Annotated in this window: 16 protein-coding genes and 1 tRNA gene; 10 read left to right on the forward strand and 7 right to left on the reverse strand. The window is 46.6% G+C overall.

Annotated features, from left to right (window positions below; genetic code table 11):
- Positions 1–27 precede the first annotated feature (27 nt).
- The 3 genes from QUB35_RS03505 to ndhC are packed head-to-tail and all read right to left on the reverse strand — an operon-like array spanning position 28 to position 1,602.
- A complete protein-coding gene (locus QUB35_RS03505) occupies positions 28–531 on the reverse strand; it encodes an NAD(P)H-quinone oxidoreductase subunit J (RefSeq protein ID WP_333084555.1) in 504 nt (167 codons plus the stop codon).
- A complete protein-coding gene (ndhK, locus tag QUB35_RS03510) occupies positions 524–1,249 on the reverse strand; it encodes a photosynthetic/respiratory NAD(P)H-quinone oxidoreductase subunit K (protein WP_333139428.1) in 726 nt (241 codons plus the stop codon). The genes QUB35_RS03505 and ndhK overlap by 8 nt, the downstream gene beginning before the upstream one ends.
- Positions 1,240–1,602 (reverse strand): photosynthetic/respiratory NAD(P)H-quinone oxidoreductase subunit C, encoded by a 363-nt coding sequence (ndhC, locus tag QUB35_RS03515; protein WP_006635500.1) that lies wholly within the window; start codon positions 1,600–1,602, stop codon positions 1,240–1,242. The genes ndhK and ndhC overlap by 10 nt, the downstream gene beginning before the upstream one ends.
- Before the next feature lie 543 nt (positions 1,603–2,145).
- Here ndhC and QUB35_RS03520 point away from each other — a divergent pair.
- The 7 genes from QUB35_RS03520 (at position 2,146) to QUB35_RS03550 (ending at position 7,289) form a co-directional block, all read left to right on the forward strand.
- Complete coding sequence (locus tag QUB35_RS03520) at positions 2,146–2,481, forward strand: rubredoxin (protein ID WP_333052113.1); 336 nt, start codon at positions 2,146–2,148, stop codon at positions 2,479–2,481.
- Positions 2,468–3,481, forward strand: a complete 1,014-nt coding sequence (locus QUB35_RS03525) for a photosynthesis system II assembly factor Ycf48 (protein ID WP_333139430.1) — start codon at positions 2,468–2,470, stop codon at positions 3,479–3,481. Before QUB35_RS03520 ends, QUB35_RS03525 begins: the two co-directional genes overlap by 14 nt.
- A gap of 56 nt (positions 3,482–3,537) precedes the next feature.
- Positions 3,538–3,789 carry a cytochrome b559 subunit alpha gene (psbE, locus tag QUB35_RS03530; protein ID WP_333139432.1) on the forward strand — a complete coding sequence of 84 codons (252 nt, stop codon included), beginning with the start codon at positions 3,538–3,540 and terminating at the stop codon, positions 3,787–3,789.
- Positions 3,790–3,809: 20 nt separating this feature from the next.
- A complete protein-coding gene (gene psbF / locus QUB35_RS03535) occupies positions 3,810–3,947 on the forward strand; it encodes a cytochrome b559 subunit beta (protein WP_006635504.1) in 138 nt (45 codons plus the stop codon).
- A 9-nt stretch (positions 3,948–3,956) separates the two neighbouring features.
- Positions 3,957–4,079 carry a photosystem II reaction center protein L gene (locus QUB35_RS03540; RefSeq protein ID WP_015176850.1) on the forward strand — a complete coding sequence of 41 codons (123 nt, stop codon included), beginning with the start codon at positions 3,957–3,959 and terminating at the stop codon, positions 4,077–4,079.
- A 69-nt stretch (positions 4,080–4,148) separates the two neighbouring features.
- Entirely contained in the window at positions 4,149–4,271 is a 123-nt protein-coding gene (locus QUB35_RS03545) for a photosystem II reaction center protein J (RefSeq protein WP_006635506.1), read from the forward strand.
- A 765-nt stretch (positions 4,272–5,036) separates the two neighbouring features.
- On the forward strand, positions 5,037–7,289 hold the full coding sequence (locus QUB35_RS03550; RefSeq protein WP_333139619.1) for a PBP1A family penicillin-binding protein: 2,253 nt from the start codon (positions 5,037–5,039) through the stop codon (positions 7,287–7,289).
- Positions 7,290–7,450: 161 nt separating this feature from the next.
- Here the strand turns inward: QUB35_RS03550 and cobA are convergent, their stop codons facing one another.
- From cobA to QUB35_RS03570, 4 genes are all read right to left on the reverse strand, one after another.
- A complete protein-coding gene (gene cobA / locus QUB35_RS03555) occupies positions 7,451–8,260 on the reverse strand; it encodes a uroporphyrinogen-III C-methyltransferase (protein WP_333139435.1) in 810 nt (269 codons plus the stop codon).
- Positions 8,257–8,991 carry a sirohydrochlorin chelatase gene (locus QUB35_RS03560; protein ID WP_333139437.1) on the reverse strand — a complete coding sequence of 245 codons (735 nt, stop codon included), beginning with the start codon at positions 8,989–8,991 and terminating at the stop codon, positions 8,257–8,259. The genes cobA and QUB35_RS03560 overlap by 4 nt, the downstream gene beginning before the upstream one ends.
- 304 nt (positions 8,992–9,295) lie before the next feature.
- Positions 9,296–9,979, reverse strand: a complete 684-nt coding sequence (locus QUB35_RS03565) for a manganese catalase family protein (RefSeq protein WP_333107647.1) — start codon at positions 9,977–9,979, stop codon at positions 9,296–9,298.
- A gap of 193 nt (positions 9,980–10,172) precedes the next feature.
- Positions 10,173–11,699, reverse strand: a complete 1,527-nt coding sequence (locus QUB35_RS03570; RefSeq protein ID WP_333139439.1) for a serine/threonine-protein kinase — start codon at positions 11,697–11,699, stop codon at positions 10,173–10,175.
- A 617-nt stretch (positions 11,700–12,316) separates the two neighbouring features.
- Here QUB35_RS03570 and QUB35_RS03575 point away from each other — a divergent pair.
- The 3 genes from QUB35_RS03575 (at position 12,317) to QUB35_RS03585 (ending at position 17,942) form a co-directional block, all read left to right on the forward strand.
- Positions 12,317–12,389: transfer RNA gene (locus QUB35_RS03575), tRNA-His, on the forward strand.
- Positions 12,390–12,757: 368 nt separating this feature from the next.
- Positions 12,758–17,062 (forward strand): AAA domain-containing protein, encoded by a 4,305-nt coding sequence (locus tag QUB35_RS03580; RefSeq protein WP_333139441.1) that lies wholly within the window; start codon positions 12,758–12,760, stop codon positions 17,060–17,062.
- Positions 17,040–17,942 carry a hypothetical protein gene (locus QUB35_RS03585; RefSeq protein ID WP_333139443.1) on the forward strand — a complete coding sequence of 301 codons (903 nt, stop codon included), beginning with the start codon at positions 17,040–17,042 and terminating at the stop codon, positions 17,940–17,942. Before QUB35_RS03580 ends, QUB35_RS03585 begins: the two co-directional genes overlap by 23 nt.
- The last annotated feature ends 58 nt before the right edge of the window (positions 17,943–18,000 follow it).

Here is an 18,000-nt window from a genome sequence, read left to right on the forward strand (position 1 = left end):
ATTTTGAGCTAAAAACTCAAAACTCCCTTAATAAGCGTCTTGCAATTCGTAAAAATCAGGGGAAATGTAATCTTTCCGCAACGGCCAGCCTACCCAATCTTCGTTCATCAAAATCCGTTTCAGATTCGGATGTCCTTCATAGACTATGCCGTACATATCATAGGATTCCCGCTCTTGAAAGTCGGCTGCTTTCCAAATCCAGTAGACTGATGGCACTCTGGGATCTTCGCGGGGAATGAATACTTTGACGCGGACTTCTTCGGGATGGGAAGCATTGTCTGTCAGCTTAGCCAAGTGGTAAACGCTGACTAAATCTTCTCCCGGCCCTTGGTCGTAGGCGCACTGGCACTGCATATAATTAAACCCGTAGGCATACAGTGCTGTTGACATTGGAATTAAGAAGTCTCGATCGACCTTTAATATCTCCACGCCCAAATTATCGGCCGCTAAAGCTTCGTGTTCAAAGCCATTCTGAGTCAACCACTGGGAAACCTTCCCGGCTTCAACAATTGAGGTTTCTGTCTCAGCCACGGTTTACCTCCTGTTTTTGTCCTGCAAGCAGGGCCGGCGGTACTGGCATTCCCATCGCTTCCGTCAATTCTTTCGGCGGCGCCATCCGGCCGGGAATTGACAAATATTTGCCATCCAAGATGTCGTCTACTACTTTCATTTTGTGGGGTCTGGTGTAGTAGCGGTGGGTTGGCAGCAAATTGGCCCGTTCTTGCATAGAATCGTTGGCGATTTTTTTCCGCAGTTTGATAATTGCGTCAATAATCGCTTCTGGGCGGGGGGGACAGCCGGGGATGTACACGTCTACGGGAATCAGTTTGTCAACGCCTCTGACTGCTGTGGGGGAGTCTACGCTGAACATTCCGCCGGTGATGGTGCAAGCGCCCATTGCGATGACGTATTTGGGTTCCGGCATTTGTTCGTACAGCCGCACTAAGATGGGGGCGTACTTCATGGTAATTGTACCGGCGGTGATGATCAAGTCGGCTTGCCGGGGGCTCGATCGCGGTACTAAGCCGAATCTGTCGAAGTCAAAGCGCGATCCGATCAAAGCTGCAAATTCGATGAAGCAGCAGGCTGTGCCGAAAAGCAGCGGCCACAGGCTCGAAAGTCTCGCCCAATTGTAGAGGTCATCCACTGTTGTCAGGATGACGTTCTCTGAGAGTTGGGATGTGACTTCCGGGCGAATAGCGGGGTTGACAATTAGAGGTTTTTGTGATTTGTCAGAACTTAAGACCATTCCAAGGCTCCTTTGCGCCATGCATAGACAAGAGCAATAACGAGGATCGTGATAAAAAACAAGGCTTCGATGAAAGCCAACAGTCCTAGCTGGTTGAAAGCAACCGCCCAAGGATAGAGGAAGACGGTCTCTACGTCGAAGATGACGAAGACCAGGGCGAACATATAATATCGGATGTTGAACTGAATCCAGGCTCCGCCGATCGGCTCGACGCCGGATTCGTAGGTAGTGCGGCGGTCGTAGGGACGACTTTTGGGCCGCAGTACCTTAGACGCCGTGAGGGCGAGGATAGGGACTAGGCTGGAAATTAACAGGAAGCCTAAGAAATACTCGTAGCCGCTGAGTGCAAACACGGTGAATAATTACTGCCTAGGTGAAAGGGTTCTGTAACTTGTCTTTACATTATATAGATTGTGGGTAGCTAAAATTACGAGTTAGTTGAGATTAATCCTCCATCTTCTGCAATAATTTTTAATGTATATTTTAAGATTAGCTTACCTACTCTTTTTGAGCTGTCAACTACCCCCGACGGCAAGTCGCGGGCTTCGGGCATAAAAACTGAAGCCCCAAGTTGATCAGCCTCAGTCCCCTTTCGGGGCTACGTTATCGGCAAGAGTTCAAGTTCACACCAAGGAATCCGTAGCTAGTTCCTTGCTCTGTAACCTAGGGATTAAACATCTGTAAGGGGTTAAGGAAGTGTCTCTGGGAAATTACCGACCGATAACATTGGCGAAGCTCACATTACTGGAGTAGCAAGGCGCTTCCCGGCATACAGGGAAATGGATAAGCACTACTCCTCTACTTATCCAACCCCTTTCGGGGACTCTGAATTTATTCAGCGTCCTGTTTCATACGTGACCATCAAGGTACGCGGTTTCCACACTCCTAGAGATTTTATGAGCGATCGAGCCACGGAGACTAATACCCTCGATCGGCACGAGTGCCGAGCCTGCGGCTACGTCTACAATCCTAAAAAAGGCGATCCTAAAAATGCAATTGCCCCTGGCACTGCTTTTACAGATGTGACCCCGACTTGGGTGTGTCCCGTTTGCGGGGCGCGCAAATCGATGTTTCAAAATCTCGGTCAGATGGAAGGGGTATCGGGATTTAAGGCAAATCAGCGCTACGGTGTCGGTGTCAACGGCATGACCGAAGGTCAGAAAAGTTTGCTGATTTTTGGCGGCTTGGTCGTTGGTTTCTTGTTGTTACTTAGTATGTATGGTTTGCAGTAAAACGATTGTGAGATTTTGGCAACGAATTGTAATGTTATTGGCCGCTGCGCTCATCTGTACGAGTTGCAGCACCATCGGTTCTGTGAGTTACAACCCCTGGCAAGTGATTTCCTTGCCGACGGAAGCTAATTTGCAGGATATTGCCTTTACGGGCAATCCTCAGCACGGCTGGGTTGTGGGTTCTGAGGCGACTCTGCTCGAAACGCTCGACGGCGGTACTAGCTGGAAGTCCATAGCACTGGATATCGACGATCCGAGGTCGCGTTTTGCGTCGGTGAGTTTTTCTGGTTCCGAAGGCTGGATTGTCGGCCAGCCTTCTGTTTTGCTCCACACGAACGATGAGGGCAAGTCTTGGACGCGGATTGCTTTGAGCTCTCAGTTGCCCGGTTCTCCGAGTACGATCGCGGCTTTGGGCCCGAATTCCGCCGAGATGACGACCGATGTCGGGGCGATTTACCGGACTTCTGACGGCGGCAAAAATTGGAAAGCTGTCGTGCAGGATTCTTTTGGGGTAGTTCGCAATATCAACCGTTCTGAAAACGGGCAGTATGTTGCGGTTTCCTCGAAGGGCAATTTCTACTCGGTGTGGAAACCAGGACAAGAAGCTTGGGAACCTCACAACCGCAATAGTTCTCGCCGCCTGCAAAATATGGGCTTTACCAAGGACGGGCGTTTGTGGATGCTCGCCCGCGGCGGTCAGATTCAGTTTAGCGACCCGTCCAATCCTGAAGGTTGGGGAAAACCGTTTTTTCCCGATCGCAAGGCGAGTTGGGGTTTGCTGGACATGGCTTACCGGACTGATAATGAAGTTTGGGTAGCCGGCGGCGGCGGCAATTTGCTGTGCAGTTTGGACGGCGGGAAAACTTGGCTAAAAGACCGCGAAGTTGAAGATGTTCCCGCTAATTTTTACAGGATTGTCTTTATGGGCCCCGATCGCGGATTTGTGATCGGCGCGAGCGGTACTCTACTTAAATATCAAGGTTCAGCGCAAGCTGCTTGATAGTAGAATAGTAAGAGAGATTGTCTGTCAATTTGTTGTTGAAAGGAGGATTCTAAATGGCTGGTACAACTGGAGAACGTCCGTTTGGGGACATTATTACAAGTATCCGTTATTGGGTAATTCACAGCATCACCATTCCGGCTTTGTTTATTGCTGGATGGCTGTTTGTGCAAACGGGTTTGGCTTACGATGCTTTCGGAACTCCTCGCCCTAACCAGTATTTCACACAGCAGCGGGAAGAAGTGCCGATTATCTCGGATCGCTTTGAAGCTAAGAAACAAGTAGATCAGTTCATTAACGCCAAGTAATTTAACAAGGATTTGGAAAAATGACGAGCAGAACCCCAAATAATGAGCCAATTTCGTATCCTATTTTTACGGTGCGCTGGTTGGCAGTTCATACTTTAGGTGTCCCAACAATTTTCTTTTTGGGCGCGATCGCAGCAATGCAATTTATTCAACGATAGGAGTTTACAATGCCTGAGCGCGTTCCTAATCCCAACGAGCAGCCTGTTGAGTTAAACCGGACTTCTTTGTATTTGGGTTTGTTGCTGATTTTTGTTTTGGGTATTTTGTTCTCCAGTTATTTCTTTAATTAACTGGTGTCTGAGTTGGCTTTCGATAGTTCGATCGAATTTGTTTACCTGTAAATTAGTGAGGTGATGGCTATGTTTAGTGAAAGTGGCAGAATTCCTTTGTGGCTGGTAGCTACTGTTGCAGGCCTCGGTGTTCTGAGCATTGTGAGTCTTTTCTTCTACGGTGCTTATGCCGGTTTGGGTTCTTCGATGTAAGGAGAATCAAGCTGATTTTCGGCTTTTAACCCCCCTTGAAAAAGGGGGGTTTTAATTATTAGGCGAATTGTGTTGGTAAATCTGGTATAGCCGATACTTTTTTGCTAACATTTGCTAACAAATACATAAGTTGAGATATGAGCTCAACCAAGGCGTATCAACCGATGCCCGTAGAATTTTCTACAAGCACTTATATTCTTGCCTTCAGCTTGGTTATCGCTTACAGCCCCACGCCAATCTGATTATTTGCTTTGATAATGTAGAGGCAACTTATTTATATAGCGGTTGCGTACTACCAAGGTTTTTCACCTACATCTGAGTGGCTAAATTCATTCTATATGACATGAAGACAAGAAGGCAAATGTAAGTGCTTATTAGCAAATGTCAGAAAAAGTCTTACTGTTAATCAACCTTTCTCAGTAACATGAGGTGCTCTGGCGGGCATAGGCCTCCGTGGGCATAGGGCATAGGCATAGGACTCACCCCATACCTCACCACGCTTGAGAACCGCTATAAATGTTATCGAAAGTATTAATTTTTGGGCAATTTATGATAATTTAATTTCCTGGTGAGATCGGGATTTGTTGTGGCTGGATGGAGATTTGCTCAATCAACTGCTGGCCTTGCGGGTTCACCAATAACCCCAAAATCGATCGCCACTAGCCGACGATAGCCGATCGAGTGTGGGCAGATCGTGAAATTAGCCAAAAGTTGCGAGTAGAATGGTGCAAGAGCCGATCGCTCGATCGTAGTGCACAGCGAAATATGACCCCACCGCCGCCGCCCCGCAAACCTCAAACCGTCTTGGGTGCGATTACCCAAGCAGTCCAGACTATTGCTAAGGTTAATTTTAACCAGCTAGCGCTGAAACCTAATGCCAAAGTACCCGAACTGTGGGTGCAGGATGCGGGTGCAGCTAAAGCTGAGGTTTATCCGCTGTTGGGCGATCGATATTTGTTAGGTCGATCGTCCAAATCTTCAGATATAGTAGTTCGCAATCCCGTTGTCAGTCACGTGCACTTATCCCTGTCGCGGGATAGTCGGCGGCGGACTCCTTTTGTGATCAAAGATGAAGACTCCACCAACGGCATTTACAATGGCAAAAGGCGAGTTAAAAGTATGTCCCTGCGTCACGGAGACGTGTTCACTTTAGGGCCGCCGGAACTAGCCGCCGCTGTTAGAATTCAATTCGTATATCCGCCGCCTTGGTATTTGGAACTTGTGCGTTACAGCTTTTATGGCGTCAGCGGAATCACCGCTTTGATTGCCGTGTTGGTAGGCATGGAATCGACAAAGTTTCAAGTGCGGCCTCTGCCGAGAAGTATCAATGGCCCCGTGATTGTTTACGCCCGCGACGGGCAAACTCCGCTGCGTCCTCCTCAGAATAACGCTCACTTAGAATTAAAGCAATTGCAGGATTTTTCGCCTTATTTATCCAAGGCGGTACTTGCTTCGGAAGACAGCCGCTACAATTGGCATTTGGGGGTAGATCCGATCGGAGTTTTGCGCGCGCTTTTGACCAATGTTCGCGGGGGAGGAATTCGCGAAGGCGGGAGCACTGTGACGCAGCAGTTAGCGAGGAGTTTGTTTCGAGATTATGTGGGAACTCAAGATTCGGCAGGGCGCAAGTTACGGGAAGCTGTAGTTGCCTTGAAACTGGAGAATTATTACAGCAAAGATGAACTGTTGCTGACTTATTTGAATCGCGTCTTTTTGGGAATTGACCTTTACGGTTTTGAGGATGCGGCTCGGTTTTATTTTGGCAAGTCTGCGAAGGATTTAACTTTGTCAGAGGCGGCAACTTTGGCGGGCATTTTGCCTGCCCCAAACAGTTTTAATCCGATTCAAAATTATCAGTTGGCGGTACAGTATCGCGATCGAGTGATCGAACGGATGCGGGCCCTGGGGACGATTTCTCAGGAAGAAGCCGATCGCGCGAGGCGATCGCGAATTGAGATCAATCCTAAAGCCCGCCAATATCTGCAAAGTACGATCGCTCCTTATTTCTACAGTTATGTATTTGACGAATTAGAGTTTTTGCTGGGGGAGCAGCTAGCCAGAGAAGGCAATTTTATTGTAGAAACAGGTTTGAATCCCGGCCTGCAAAAAGTGGCTGAAGCTTCCCTCAGAAATGCTGTTGAAAATGCCGGAGCCAGTGCAGGTTTTTCTCAAGGAGCCGTGGTAACTCTCAATAGTACAACCGGGGAAGTCTTAGCTTTAGTTGGGGGCGTAGATTACTTAAAAAGTCAGTTTAATCGGGCTACCCAAGCTTTGAGACAGCCCGGTTCTACATTTAAGATTTTCAGCTATGCAGCCGCCCTGGAACAGGGAATCTCACCCGATAAAACTTATTCTTGCGCCCCCCTTTCTTGGGGCGGACAAAGTTACAGCGGCTGCGAAAGAACCAGCGGCAGTGCGGATATGTATCGGGGTTTAGCACAGTCGGAAAATGCAGTTGCTTTGAGAATAGCACAGGATGTCGGTTTAGACAATGTAGTGGGAATGGCCAGACGTTTGGGAATTACTTCGGAACTGCGTTCTAACCCTGGTTTAGTATTAGGGGAAAGTGAAGTTAATGTGTTGCAATTAACGGGTGCATTCGGGGTTTTTGCAAATCGGGGTTTGGGAAATCGTCCCCACGTAATCAAGCGAATTATTGACAGCAGCGATTGCAAAGATAGAAATGATTTTAACAGTTGCCGGGTGATTTATGAGTATCAAAAAGATGGCGTTGCCAATCGGCAGTTAGTTTCGGAAGCCGTAGCGGATACTATGACTGATATGCTGCAAGGTGTTGTGCGGGGAGGTACGGGTAGCAGTGCTGCTTTGGGGTTGGGAGAAGCTGGAAAAACAGGCACGACTAATGATAATAGAGATTTGTGGTTTGTCGGTTATATTCCGAGTCAGCAACTGGTGACTGGAGTTTGGTTGGGAAATGATGATAATTCTCCGACTGGGGGAGGTAGTTCAAATGCCGCTCAGTTGTGGGGGGAATATATGCGGCAGGTGGCGCGTTAAGTCATTAGTCATTAGTCATTAATCATTAGTCATTAGTCATTAGTCATTAGTTAGTGGTTGGTTGTTAGTTGTTGGCGAGCATAACTAATCGCAAAAAAAGATTTAGCAGTAAGGTGCGCGGCGCGGCGCACCCTACGAGGATTTAGGGGCAATTTCTGCGCTTATCCTACAGTCTGAGAAACAGGCCGACAGCCCGACAAGATCGAGTGCAAATTGACGACATTTCCGATTACCGCGATCGCAGGTGCTGCAAATCCGACCGCCTCAACTTGCTCTACAATACTACCCAAAGTTCCGATCAATTCTTCTTGTTCCGGCCGCGTTCCCCAGCGCACTAATGCTATGGGCGTTTCTGCACTCAATTCGGCTGCTGTTAACTGGCCGATAATGTAAGGCAAATTGTGGATTCCCATGTATACTACAATGGTTTCGGAGCCGCGGGCGATCGCCTGCCAATTTACCTCCGGTCGATATTTTCCCGCTGATTCGTGGCCGGTGACAAAGGTGACAGAAGAACTGTACGATCGATGTGTTAAAGGAATGCCCGCATAAGCAGGGGCCGCAATCCCAGAAGTTACACCGGGCACGACTTCTACTGACACTCCAGCTTTTACCAACTCTTCCATTTCTTCGCCACCGCGACCGAAGATAAACGGATCGCCGCCTTTGAGACGAACTACGATCGCATTATCTCCAGCTTTTTCTATCATTAACTGAGTTGTTTCGTCCTGCATTAACGAGTGACGCCCTTTGCGTTTTCCGGCATCAATTCGTTCTGCTTGGGGGTTGATTGCTGCCAAAATTTGAGGGCTGACTAAAGCGTCGTAAATCACCACATCCGCGCACTCTAACAAAGCTTTTCCCTTCAAGGTCATCAAACCCGGATCTCCGGGCCCCGCACCTACTAAATACACTTTTCCTAAAGACATTTTTCTTGCTTCCTTTACCTCTTCTGTGCCTCTGCGGTTCATTTTTGAATTAAATTCCCAATTAAGTCTGCTAATTGTACACTTGGGCCTAGAGGATTTGCGAGATGAAGTTCCGCCGCAGGAAATTGCTGCTTTAGCTGTGCGACATTTTTGGCGATCGCATCTGTAATTCCTCCATTAAATAAGAAGTATGGCACAATTCCTATTTGCTGCTGTCCACCACGAACCAAACTGTCAATTTGTTCTGACAAACTCGGCTTTACCGACCAATAAGCGGTCTGTGCACCGAGTTTGCTGGCGATTTTCTCAACAGTCGAGTTACCTCCGGGCCGACGGCTGCCGTGAGATAATAAAATCCATTTTGGCAATAGCAGATTGGGGAGAAAAGCCACCTCTTCCATCTGACTTTTCACCAATTTTGTTAAGCCTGCTTCCTGAGAACCTAAATGCGGGCGCAATTCAATTTTTAGCTTGTCACCAAAAGTTTGTTGGGCAATTTCCACCTCTGCCGGTATGTCTTCGGCGACGTGAACTCCCGGCAATAAAAATACAGGCAGTATTTGCAATTCTGTCAGTCCCAGGGACAGTGTACGTTCGCCAAAACTGCAAATTTGTTCGTGCAGCGGTGCGGGGCCGAGTTCTAAGGTGGCGGTTGCGACTGCGGGGAATGAGTCAGCCAATGTTTGAGACAGCAGTTGACCTAGGTTTTCCAAAGCTAGTTGGGGTCTGGGGTCACGGCTGCCGTGAGAGACTAATAAATAGGTCGATCGCAATTTCAATATAGATTTGATGTTAATGTTCGAGCCGGATTTCAAATAATTATAACACCGTTGGGCGCGTGACTTGAAAAATACTCAACACAAAAGTTCGATATCCTAGGGTGCGTGGCTTAAAAATCAATAAGGTTCAGTTAAGGAAAATTGTAGAGAAAATGTTGGGTTTCGTTCCTCAACCCAACCTACGCACTGGGCTTAAATCTTCTAAGCCGCACACCCTCAAAAAGAAGGTGTGCGGCTTAAAAATTACTTAACACTGGGCTTAAATCTTCTAAGCCACACACGCTACACAACTCACAAATTAACCTTTGGGAGCGGGATCGGCAATGTATTTGAAAGTGGGTTCCGAGTTCCAAGGGCCGCGTTCATCCTTGCCATTTGTGGACAAGTTAAAGTAGAGATCTACGGTGTTATCTGGCGGAATGTTGCCGAACATCGGATCGGTGAGTTTACCGAGAGATTCCAGAGCTTTCATGAACATTTGAGTGTGAGAAATTTCGCGAGTCAGCAAAAACTGCAACGTCTTTTTCGTTCCCATATCCGGTGCTAGTTTAATCAACTCTTCGTAGGTTTGGCGGGCTCCTGCTTCCGCGCCGATATCAGCGCGCAAATCGCGCACCACATCCCCGCCTTCGTTGATATAAGCTGCTGTCCAAGCTTGACCTTGGCTGTCCAACAAGTGTGGGCCTATGCCACGCACGGCAAACAAAGTGCTTTTGTAAGCTTCTGTTTGGTCAACGTTTTTGGTGTGCATTTCTATGAGTTGGCCCACCATTTCTAAGTGGCTGAATTCTTCGATCGCAATATCTTGGAGCATATCCTTAATCCCTGGATTTTCACAGTGGAATGACTGCACCCAGTATTGCAAAGCTGCTGTCAGTTCTCCTGTTGCTCCGCCAAACTGTTCTAGCAGCAATTGGGCAAAACGGGGGTTGGCTTCGTCTACTGTGACTGCAGCCATTAATTCTTTTTTATGAAAAAACATGGATCGGTACCTCTTTTTAGTTCTGTTGTTAAAGTCTCAAGGATGGCAGACTTTATCTGTGTTCGCCTTAATCCATTGTGCGACAAGCGATCGCACCGAGCCTCGGTCGATGGATACATCTAGCTCGACAAATTTCTCTGCTTTCAGGTAGAGTTTAAATATGAAATTTTACTTAGTGAGTCGGTAGACCAAATTACAATTTACAAGCAGGATTATTGTCGCACTCGGTTAATTTTGCTGACAGGGCATCGAGGTGTCGCAGCCACTGAATGCCGCCAACCCAACTGCGAGAGGGGAGGTGTCCGATTGGTGCTTGCTGACTAAATTTAATCTGCCCTAAAGTAGTAGCAGAATTGTAGGTTTGCCAGTTGACCCGATCGCAAAATCTGATATAGTCTCCCTTAACGCTTTCATAAATTTGTTTTTGGACGCTGAAGCCAAACCGACCTTGACTGTAGTGCAGCCAAAGGCGATCGACTGTGTGCAAATCTTCGCAGGGGATCTGGTAAATTTGGCTAATTTCTAGCTGAGTTCCCGGTTGCTGGGAAAGAGATTGACACATCAAGCCCCAAGTTTCGCGATCGGCTTCTTTCCACTTTTTGTTTGACAAAAAATCTCGTAGTTTGGTATAATTAATTCCCCGTGCAGAAATCATGGTTTGATCGAGATTTGAAGTAACAGATAAGGGAAAAGTTTCTGCGGAATTGGCTACGGCATTTGTGGGTAAAATCCGAGAATCAGGACTTTGTAGCGCGCTGATATCGGTTGAGTTGTCGCTATGATTAAGAGCAGGAGCGATCGGCTTTTTGGGCGAAAGCAAATGTTGATGGCGAATATCTAAAGCTGCTGTGATATCTTGCAAAACCTCCGTAGCAAAACTGTACCGCTGAGTGAGACGAGTTTGCAGCAATTTATCTAAAATTTCACCTAACTCATCGCTAATACTCGTGGCTTTGGGAAGAAACTCGCGCCACCACCAGCGCTCGTTGTTGCAGTCGTACATATCCAAGGGAGGAACTTGCGTCATTAGGCGAATGCAAGTAACCCCTAAACTGTAAAGGTCGCTAGCAGGAAATACTTTGCCGCGCATTTGTTCGGGAGCTACATAATCTTGACTGCCGATGAGCGTTGCTGAACGGAGTATCGCTGAATCAGTCAGCAGTTTGGCTATGCCGAAATCGATCAATACGAGTTTGTTGTCTGACTGTCGGCGGATAATATTTTCGGGTTTGATGTCGCGGTGAATTACGCGCTTGTCGTGGATAAATTGCAGCACGGGCAATAAGTCTTGCAGCACTTGCCAAATTTGCTCTTCATCGTATACACTCTTGTCTAATTCTTGTTTAAGAGTCGCTCCCTCTATAAACTCTTGAACTAAATAAATATGACCTTCTTGTTCAAAGCAGGCTAATAATGTGGGGATTTGCGGGTGTTTTCCTAGTTCGTCTAAACGGACGGCTTCTTGGCGAAATAATTCAACGGCTTTGTTGAAAATTTCGGGGTCACGGTCGTAAAAATAAAATTGCTTGACTGCACAGCGCGGTACAGATGGGATGTCTTGATCAATTGCTAGGAAAGTTTTACCAAATCCGCCTCTACCTAAAAGTTCAATCGGGCGATATCGCTGTCTCAGCAACAGGTTAAAGCCGCAGTTTAAGCAAAATTTGGCGGTGTGGGAGTTTTGAGGATTTTGACATTCTGGTTTGATACAGTAGCTCATATCGATTTTAGATTTTAGATTTTAGATTTTGGATTGCGGACAAGACTTTTTTTTAAACGAACCGCGAAGACGCGAAGGGGCGCGAAGGAATAGGGAAGAGAGAAGAGACAGAAGAGAGAGGGTTGATAACTGTCCCGCTTCTGGCGTTGTATTTTTCGGGCGGGCGGGACACCCCACAAGCATTTCCTCTGAGATGTTGCACCATTCTCAATCAGGCTTTTAGGGGCGGGCTAGAAGATTCCACCCTAAAAGAAATTCATTCTTTGTGGAACAGGCATCTTGCCTGTTCTTAAAAATGGTGCCAGAGGTGAGTTTGATCAAACTGGAGTGTAAAATTTAGATGCACCTGGGCTGATAAGGCTATTTTAATGCGCTGGATCGAATCGGGACGCTGCCAGAGCTGCCGAACCCACGCCGCATAAGTGCTGGGGGCGAAATAATTGCCGATCGCACAGGCCGATCGCGCAGAGCGAAAATTGTGCTATAGTCTCACTGTGCTGGGAACTTGAGGCACCATCGATCTGTCCGGTTCAGGGACGCTCAGAAATATTTCAAAATATTTTTGCCTTACCCCTAGACTTGTGCTGAGATATGATGCTATAGTTAAAACAGATACGGCGAGCGTAGCCAAGTGGTTAAGGCAGTGGTTTGTGGTACCACCATTCGTGGGTTCAAGTCCCATCGTTCGCCCTTTTGATTCTCAACTGTTTAATTCGATCGCCTCCGGGTGGGCTTCGGCACACCTTAATCTTTGGGATTTAGCGGTTCTGTCGGCATCATTTGTGTCAACTTAACGTTAAAAGTAGTATGGGTCTGCTGTTTGACAGTTAGGGAGCGATCCCCCCTAACCCCCCTTAATAAGGGGGGGACAAGAGCGTACTCAAAGTCAACCCCTACTCCCCTTATTAAGGGGGATTTAGGGGGATCTAGACTCAGCGAAAAGCGAGATTTCTCAGGGGTTTCAGGCTGGTTATTGACACCAATGTGTCGGTACAAGTTCCGATGTGCTAATCTTAAATCCAATCTAAAATCTAAAATCTAAAATCTAAAATCTAAATATGCCATCTTTAGTAACAGAAGATTGGGGATATAAATTTAGTGGCGATCGCACAATTAATAAGTTTATTCGGGATATAGAAGGAGAAGCGGCTTTAGGGAAATATTGCGATTGGGAATGCAGAGAACGTGCGGAAATTCTGATGTCGGAGATAGCTGGCAAATCCCACAGTCTTTTCTACGTGCGCCGCCAAAAGGTAAATGACAGATTTTCGGAAGAAGAAATCTGGGAATTGCTCCTTGCTACGGATGGAGATGATTTTGAATTACCCCAATTGTTGCAAAAAGCCGATCGCACTTTGCGGTTGTTAGCAACTGTACGCTGTGAAGACGGAATTGGCGGTTTAAAACTGCTGGATGCTGGTTTGGTGGCGGTTCCTAGAGGGAGGAAAGATGGGTATTCTTTGCCGGTTCAGTTGCGACTTTTGGCTAACAGTCGATCGCCAATTCCTGCAAAGTCGATCGCCCGCGTCCAACAAATGCCATTTTGGGACGACAGACACATACCAACTACGGAACAACTAAAAGTTTGGCATACTTTTTTAAATGTAGAAAAACGCATCGCCGAAGCGCGTCAATTTTGTGTACCTTTCCGAGCGCACAATTACGGTTCAGGCTTCAAAATCGTCACGTTTGAAATTGAGCGTAATTCCGCAACTCTTGATGGCTATGATGAAAATCCCTTAGAATTGGGCGACTTTCGCGAAAGGCTGAAAAAAGCCAGAAATGAAGAAATTATCCTGTTTGATTCGCCGCCCGGAAGCAGAAGCAGCCGAGATGGAGAGACATTGGGTAGCATCGCTGAAATTGACTTTGAACATGGTAAATTACGGATTAAGTTAGATGTTGATTTAGGATCTCGCATGGCGGGCGGCAGATATCAAATGCCCAAACAAGGATTCTTGTATTTTGAGGCGGCGGGCGATATCAGTCAGATTGAACGTAAGAAAAAAGCTTTAAAAATGCTGACAGATGGCCGCGCTCAAAATCCCTATTTGAGTGAGTTTTTATTCGACTCTTCTCAGGCGAGAATGCCCGAAAAAATGATTAAATTGGATCGGGAAAACTTATTAAATCGCAATGCTAATGACGATCAACTGGCCGCCGTAGAAACGGTGCTTTCGGCGCGGGATTTAATTTTGATTCAAGGCCCGCCGGGAACGGGCAAAACGACTGTGATTGCGGAGATTTGCTATCAAATTGCCCGTCAGGGTGGCAAAACGCTCATTGCTTCCCAAGCAAATTTGGCTGTAGACAATGCTTTGAGTCGGTTAGTTCACAATCCGGCGATTCGGGCTTTGCGGAAGGGAAAAGCTCATAAGGTGCAGGAAGAAGGGCAGCCGTTTTTGGAGGAAAATGCGATCGGCACTTGGCTGCAAAATACGGCGACTGACTGCGAAGAAAAGCTCTCGCAGCGCCTGACTAATGTCAAATCTTTGCGGCAGTTGGTGGCAGACTCAGAGCGATTTACCGCCTACTGTGCCGCAGAGAGAGATTTTTTTAATGAATTAAAACACCTGCACGACAGTAAAGCAAATATTGAGGAAAAGTGCAACCAGCAAGCAGCAGATTATGAACGGAATTTAACCGACAAAAGCGAGCTTGAATCTCTAGTTAGTGGGTTAGAAAATCTGCTGGATGCGCCTAATGTCAACTGGGAATCTCCCGAAGTTGCCGAGTTTATGCCCCGACTAAAACCCTATTCAGAAGGCAATGTTTTAGTAGAAAACTTTATGGCAAATGTGCGGATTGCCGCTAGCCATGCTATTCAAATAGGCTTCGATCGCCCTGCTTGCGGCGCGTTTGGGATTGCTGTTTGGCTGCAGGAAACTGTAGCGGCGCAAATATCGGAATTTAAGACGGCATTCGATCGCGCTGATGATATTTGTCACGCTATGTCAACGGTTGCAGAGTCGTTGCGGGTGTCGCGGCAGATGTCTGAGGCTGTGAATCAACTCGAATTGGGCGATCGGCAAAATCAGATACACCGCCAAAATCTCGAACAGAAAATCAAGAATTTGGAACTGCGAAAAGCGGAAATTGCAGCCGTTGTCGTCGCTGTTGCACAGTGGATTGAGACGGCTGATACGGGGCTCTATGAAGTTGTGAAAACTTGCTGGGAAACGGGCGCAATGCTGACGGATGATATGGTAGAATTGCCCGCAGGATTGCTGAAAATTGCCCGATCGCTCAAATTGCCGATCGTGCCGCCCAAATGCAAAATCAATTTGCCCGATTTGGATCGGTTGCAAAAGGCGATATCCCACGAAGAAACCGCAGGTTTTAAGGATCTACAAGGGCAACAGTTCCGGTTTAGCGAGTTTCTGCACCTAAATTTGAGTCAAACGCCGATCGTGCTCTCTGCGGGCGATCGAACACAGTGGCAGCAACTAGCCAAAGACTTCGCCAGCTACTCCCAAGTCAGCCAAAGTCAGCGCAAATTTATCATCGAAAAAGCTCGCACTTTCTTAGGTAGCATTCAACAATTTTACAGTCAATCCTTGCAGCCAAATCAGATCCAGGCTACCTTCGATCGCCTAGTCAAAGAATTGCTGCACAGTATCCTCGCCAATGCGCGTCAGTGCGTGGTTCCCCTGAAAACCGAAACCGAACAGCAGCTTATCAAACAGCAACAATTATTAGATAAAATCGGTCAAACATTAAGCCAGCAGCAAATAGCCGCCGCTAAACTTCAGGTAGAAACAGCGCAGCAAGAGGCAAACTTAAAAATTAGCGAAGTTACTAATTTATTGCAAGCAATTGTCCAACAGCCAAACGTCCCTGAAAAATTGCGAATTTTAGCCGAACAATATCTCGCCCAAAAATCGAATATTTGGGAGCAACCGCAGCAGTTTGTCAAGCAAGTTGAGGCTTGGAAAGCCAGCCTGATTCAGCTTGAAAAATCAATTGCTGACTTAGATCCTTTTGGGGTTTTGGAGACTATCAAAAATAGTCTTGACGAGCATTTATCCCCGCTGCAAACTGCGGCTGCAACTTCGCAGCAGCAACTCGCCGAACTTCAAGCAGAGTTGAGCGAAATTAACGCTCAACTGCAACAGCAGCAACCGACAGCAGCATTACTTGTCGAAAGAAATTGGTGGGAGTCAGCATGGCAAACTATCCCGACTCAATATCAGCCAGAAGTTCCGAATACAGGATTATTCACCGTAGCTTTTTTGAACAAAATTAAGCGTTTATTCAAAACTTGGCAGAGGAAATTAGAACAAGAAGAAACAGCGCTAAATCGTTCTCAAACCTTTGTGACAGATTGGATTCAAAAACTCCGCAATCCATCAGAAAAAGACCGCAACGATTTAAAGCAAATTTATATTGACAATGCCAACGTTATCGGCATTACTTGCGTGCAAGCTGCCAGTTTCGATTTTACTAAAAACTTTCCCAGCTTTGATGCAGTCATCATTGACGAAGTTAGCAAATGCACTCCCCCAGAGTTGTTAATCCCCGCTTTGAAAGGTAGAAAGTTAGTATTAGTGGGCGATCATCGGCAATTGCCGCCGATGTTTAATCAAAGTACGATCGACGATATTGCCGAAGACATCGGTTGTACCGGAGACGAATTAAGTTTTATCAAAGAATCTTTGTTCAAAGTATTGTTTGAAACTGCCAGCGAAAGCATCAAAAAAATGCTGACAACTCAATACCGAATGCACCCGCAAATTATGGGCGCAATCAATCAGTTTTACCAGCAAAAACTCAACTGTGGCATTCAGGAAGCAGACACCAAACGCGCCCACAACCTCGCAGGTAGAATCATTCAAGAAAATAATCACATTCTCTGGGTGAAAACGCCCGTGGCACAAGGGTTTGAAGAGGAAAAACAGGGTACTTCGCGGTTGAATGTCAAGGAGATTGATGCGATCGAGCGTTTGTGCGAACAAATGGAGACAGCTTGGCAGCCCAAAGTTGCCGACGGTGAACCACCGAAAGAAATCGGAATTATCACTTTTTATGCTGCTCAATTAAATGCAATTAAAGACAGAATCGAAGGGGAAAGATTCCCGGCTTTGAGCATCCGTACTGGTACGGTTGACATATTTCAAGGCATGGAAAGACCTGTAATTATTGTCAGCACAGTGTGCAATAATGTTAGGGGCGATATTGGATTTGCTAAGGAACCGGAACGGGTGAATGTGGCATTTTCCCGCGCTCAAGAATTGCTGATTGTTGTCGGCTGTCACGATTTATTTACCCAACAAACAGGTACAGTGGGAAAAATGTATCAGGAAGTTTCAAAAACGGTGCGTCACTGCGGAGGTTTTGTAGATGTTTCTAGCGTCCTCAACTAAACCAATTGACTCGAATTTAAGTTCGCTAGCCGAACAAATTGAGCAACAAAATCCGGGTTTGTCAGTGTTGGCGGCGCGTCAATTCCGCTTCGCAATCCGCCAAACTCCGCTGGAGGTGGCGGTTAGCGAACCGCGCGAGTTTAACGTGTTGGAAGAGTTCATTTTGCGGGCGGGTGTTGAGTTTGAACCTGCGCCAACTTTGAAGGAATTGGCGGATTTGCTGGGGTTAGACGAGATTTTTGTGAAGACTACGGCGGCGACTCTGGTTAGTTTGGAAAGCTTGGAGGTGGCTGAAAATGGCCAAATTGCGATCGCCCCGCAAGGTAGAGATTTTTTCGATAAAGGTGCGGTTAGTCGATCGCAAATTCAATCAATTTATGCCATTTCCGATCCGCTGAATCAAACTCTTACCTTTAAATTCGATGCTTTAGCCGCAGAATCGGTCAACTTACCCGATTTAGCAGATTTAGTGTCCCTCGAACATAAAATTAGCGACCTTGCGAATTTAAGTCTAGCAGAAATCCAGCCGTTAATTCAAGATTCCGGCTTAGGAATTCACGCCCCACAAAACGGCAAAATTGTCTCTGCTTGCGATGTCGTCGGCGACGATTTAGATATTTGGCAAACAGTCTCGATTTTTGTGTTGTTAGATGCGATCGAAAATAAAACTACTATTCAAGTTCGACAGGGAAAGCAAATATTAGAAACCGCATCAAACTTGCTAAACGAACTTGAATCCCAGCAAAAACTTTCCTTAAATGACTTGTGTAAAGTAACCCCAGACAGCGCACAGCAAGAATCAGAGACAATCCCCGTTCCGAAAAATCGGAAACCAGCCTCTAAGAAGAAACGCAAGGAAACAGAGTCAGGAAACAAGTAATATGAGGACTTTAGTCCTAATTAACTTAAAAATTGAAACTATTTATACAATTAGTATT

Source organism: Microcoleus sp. B13-B6 (genome assembly GCF_036705405.1).
Classification (GTDB): Bacteria; Cyanobacteriota; Cyanobacteriia; order Cyanobacteriales; family Microcoleaceae; genus Microcoleus.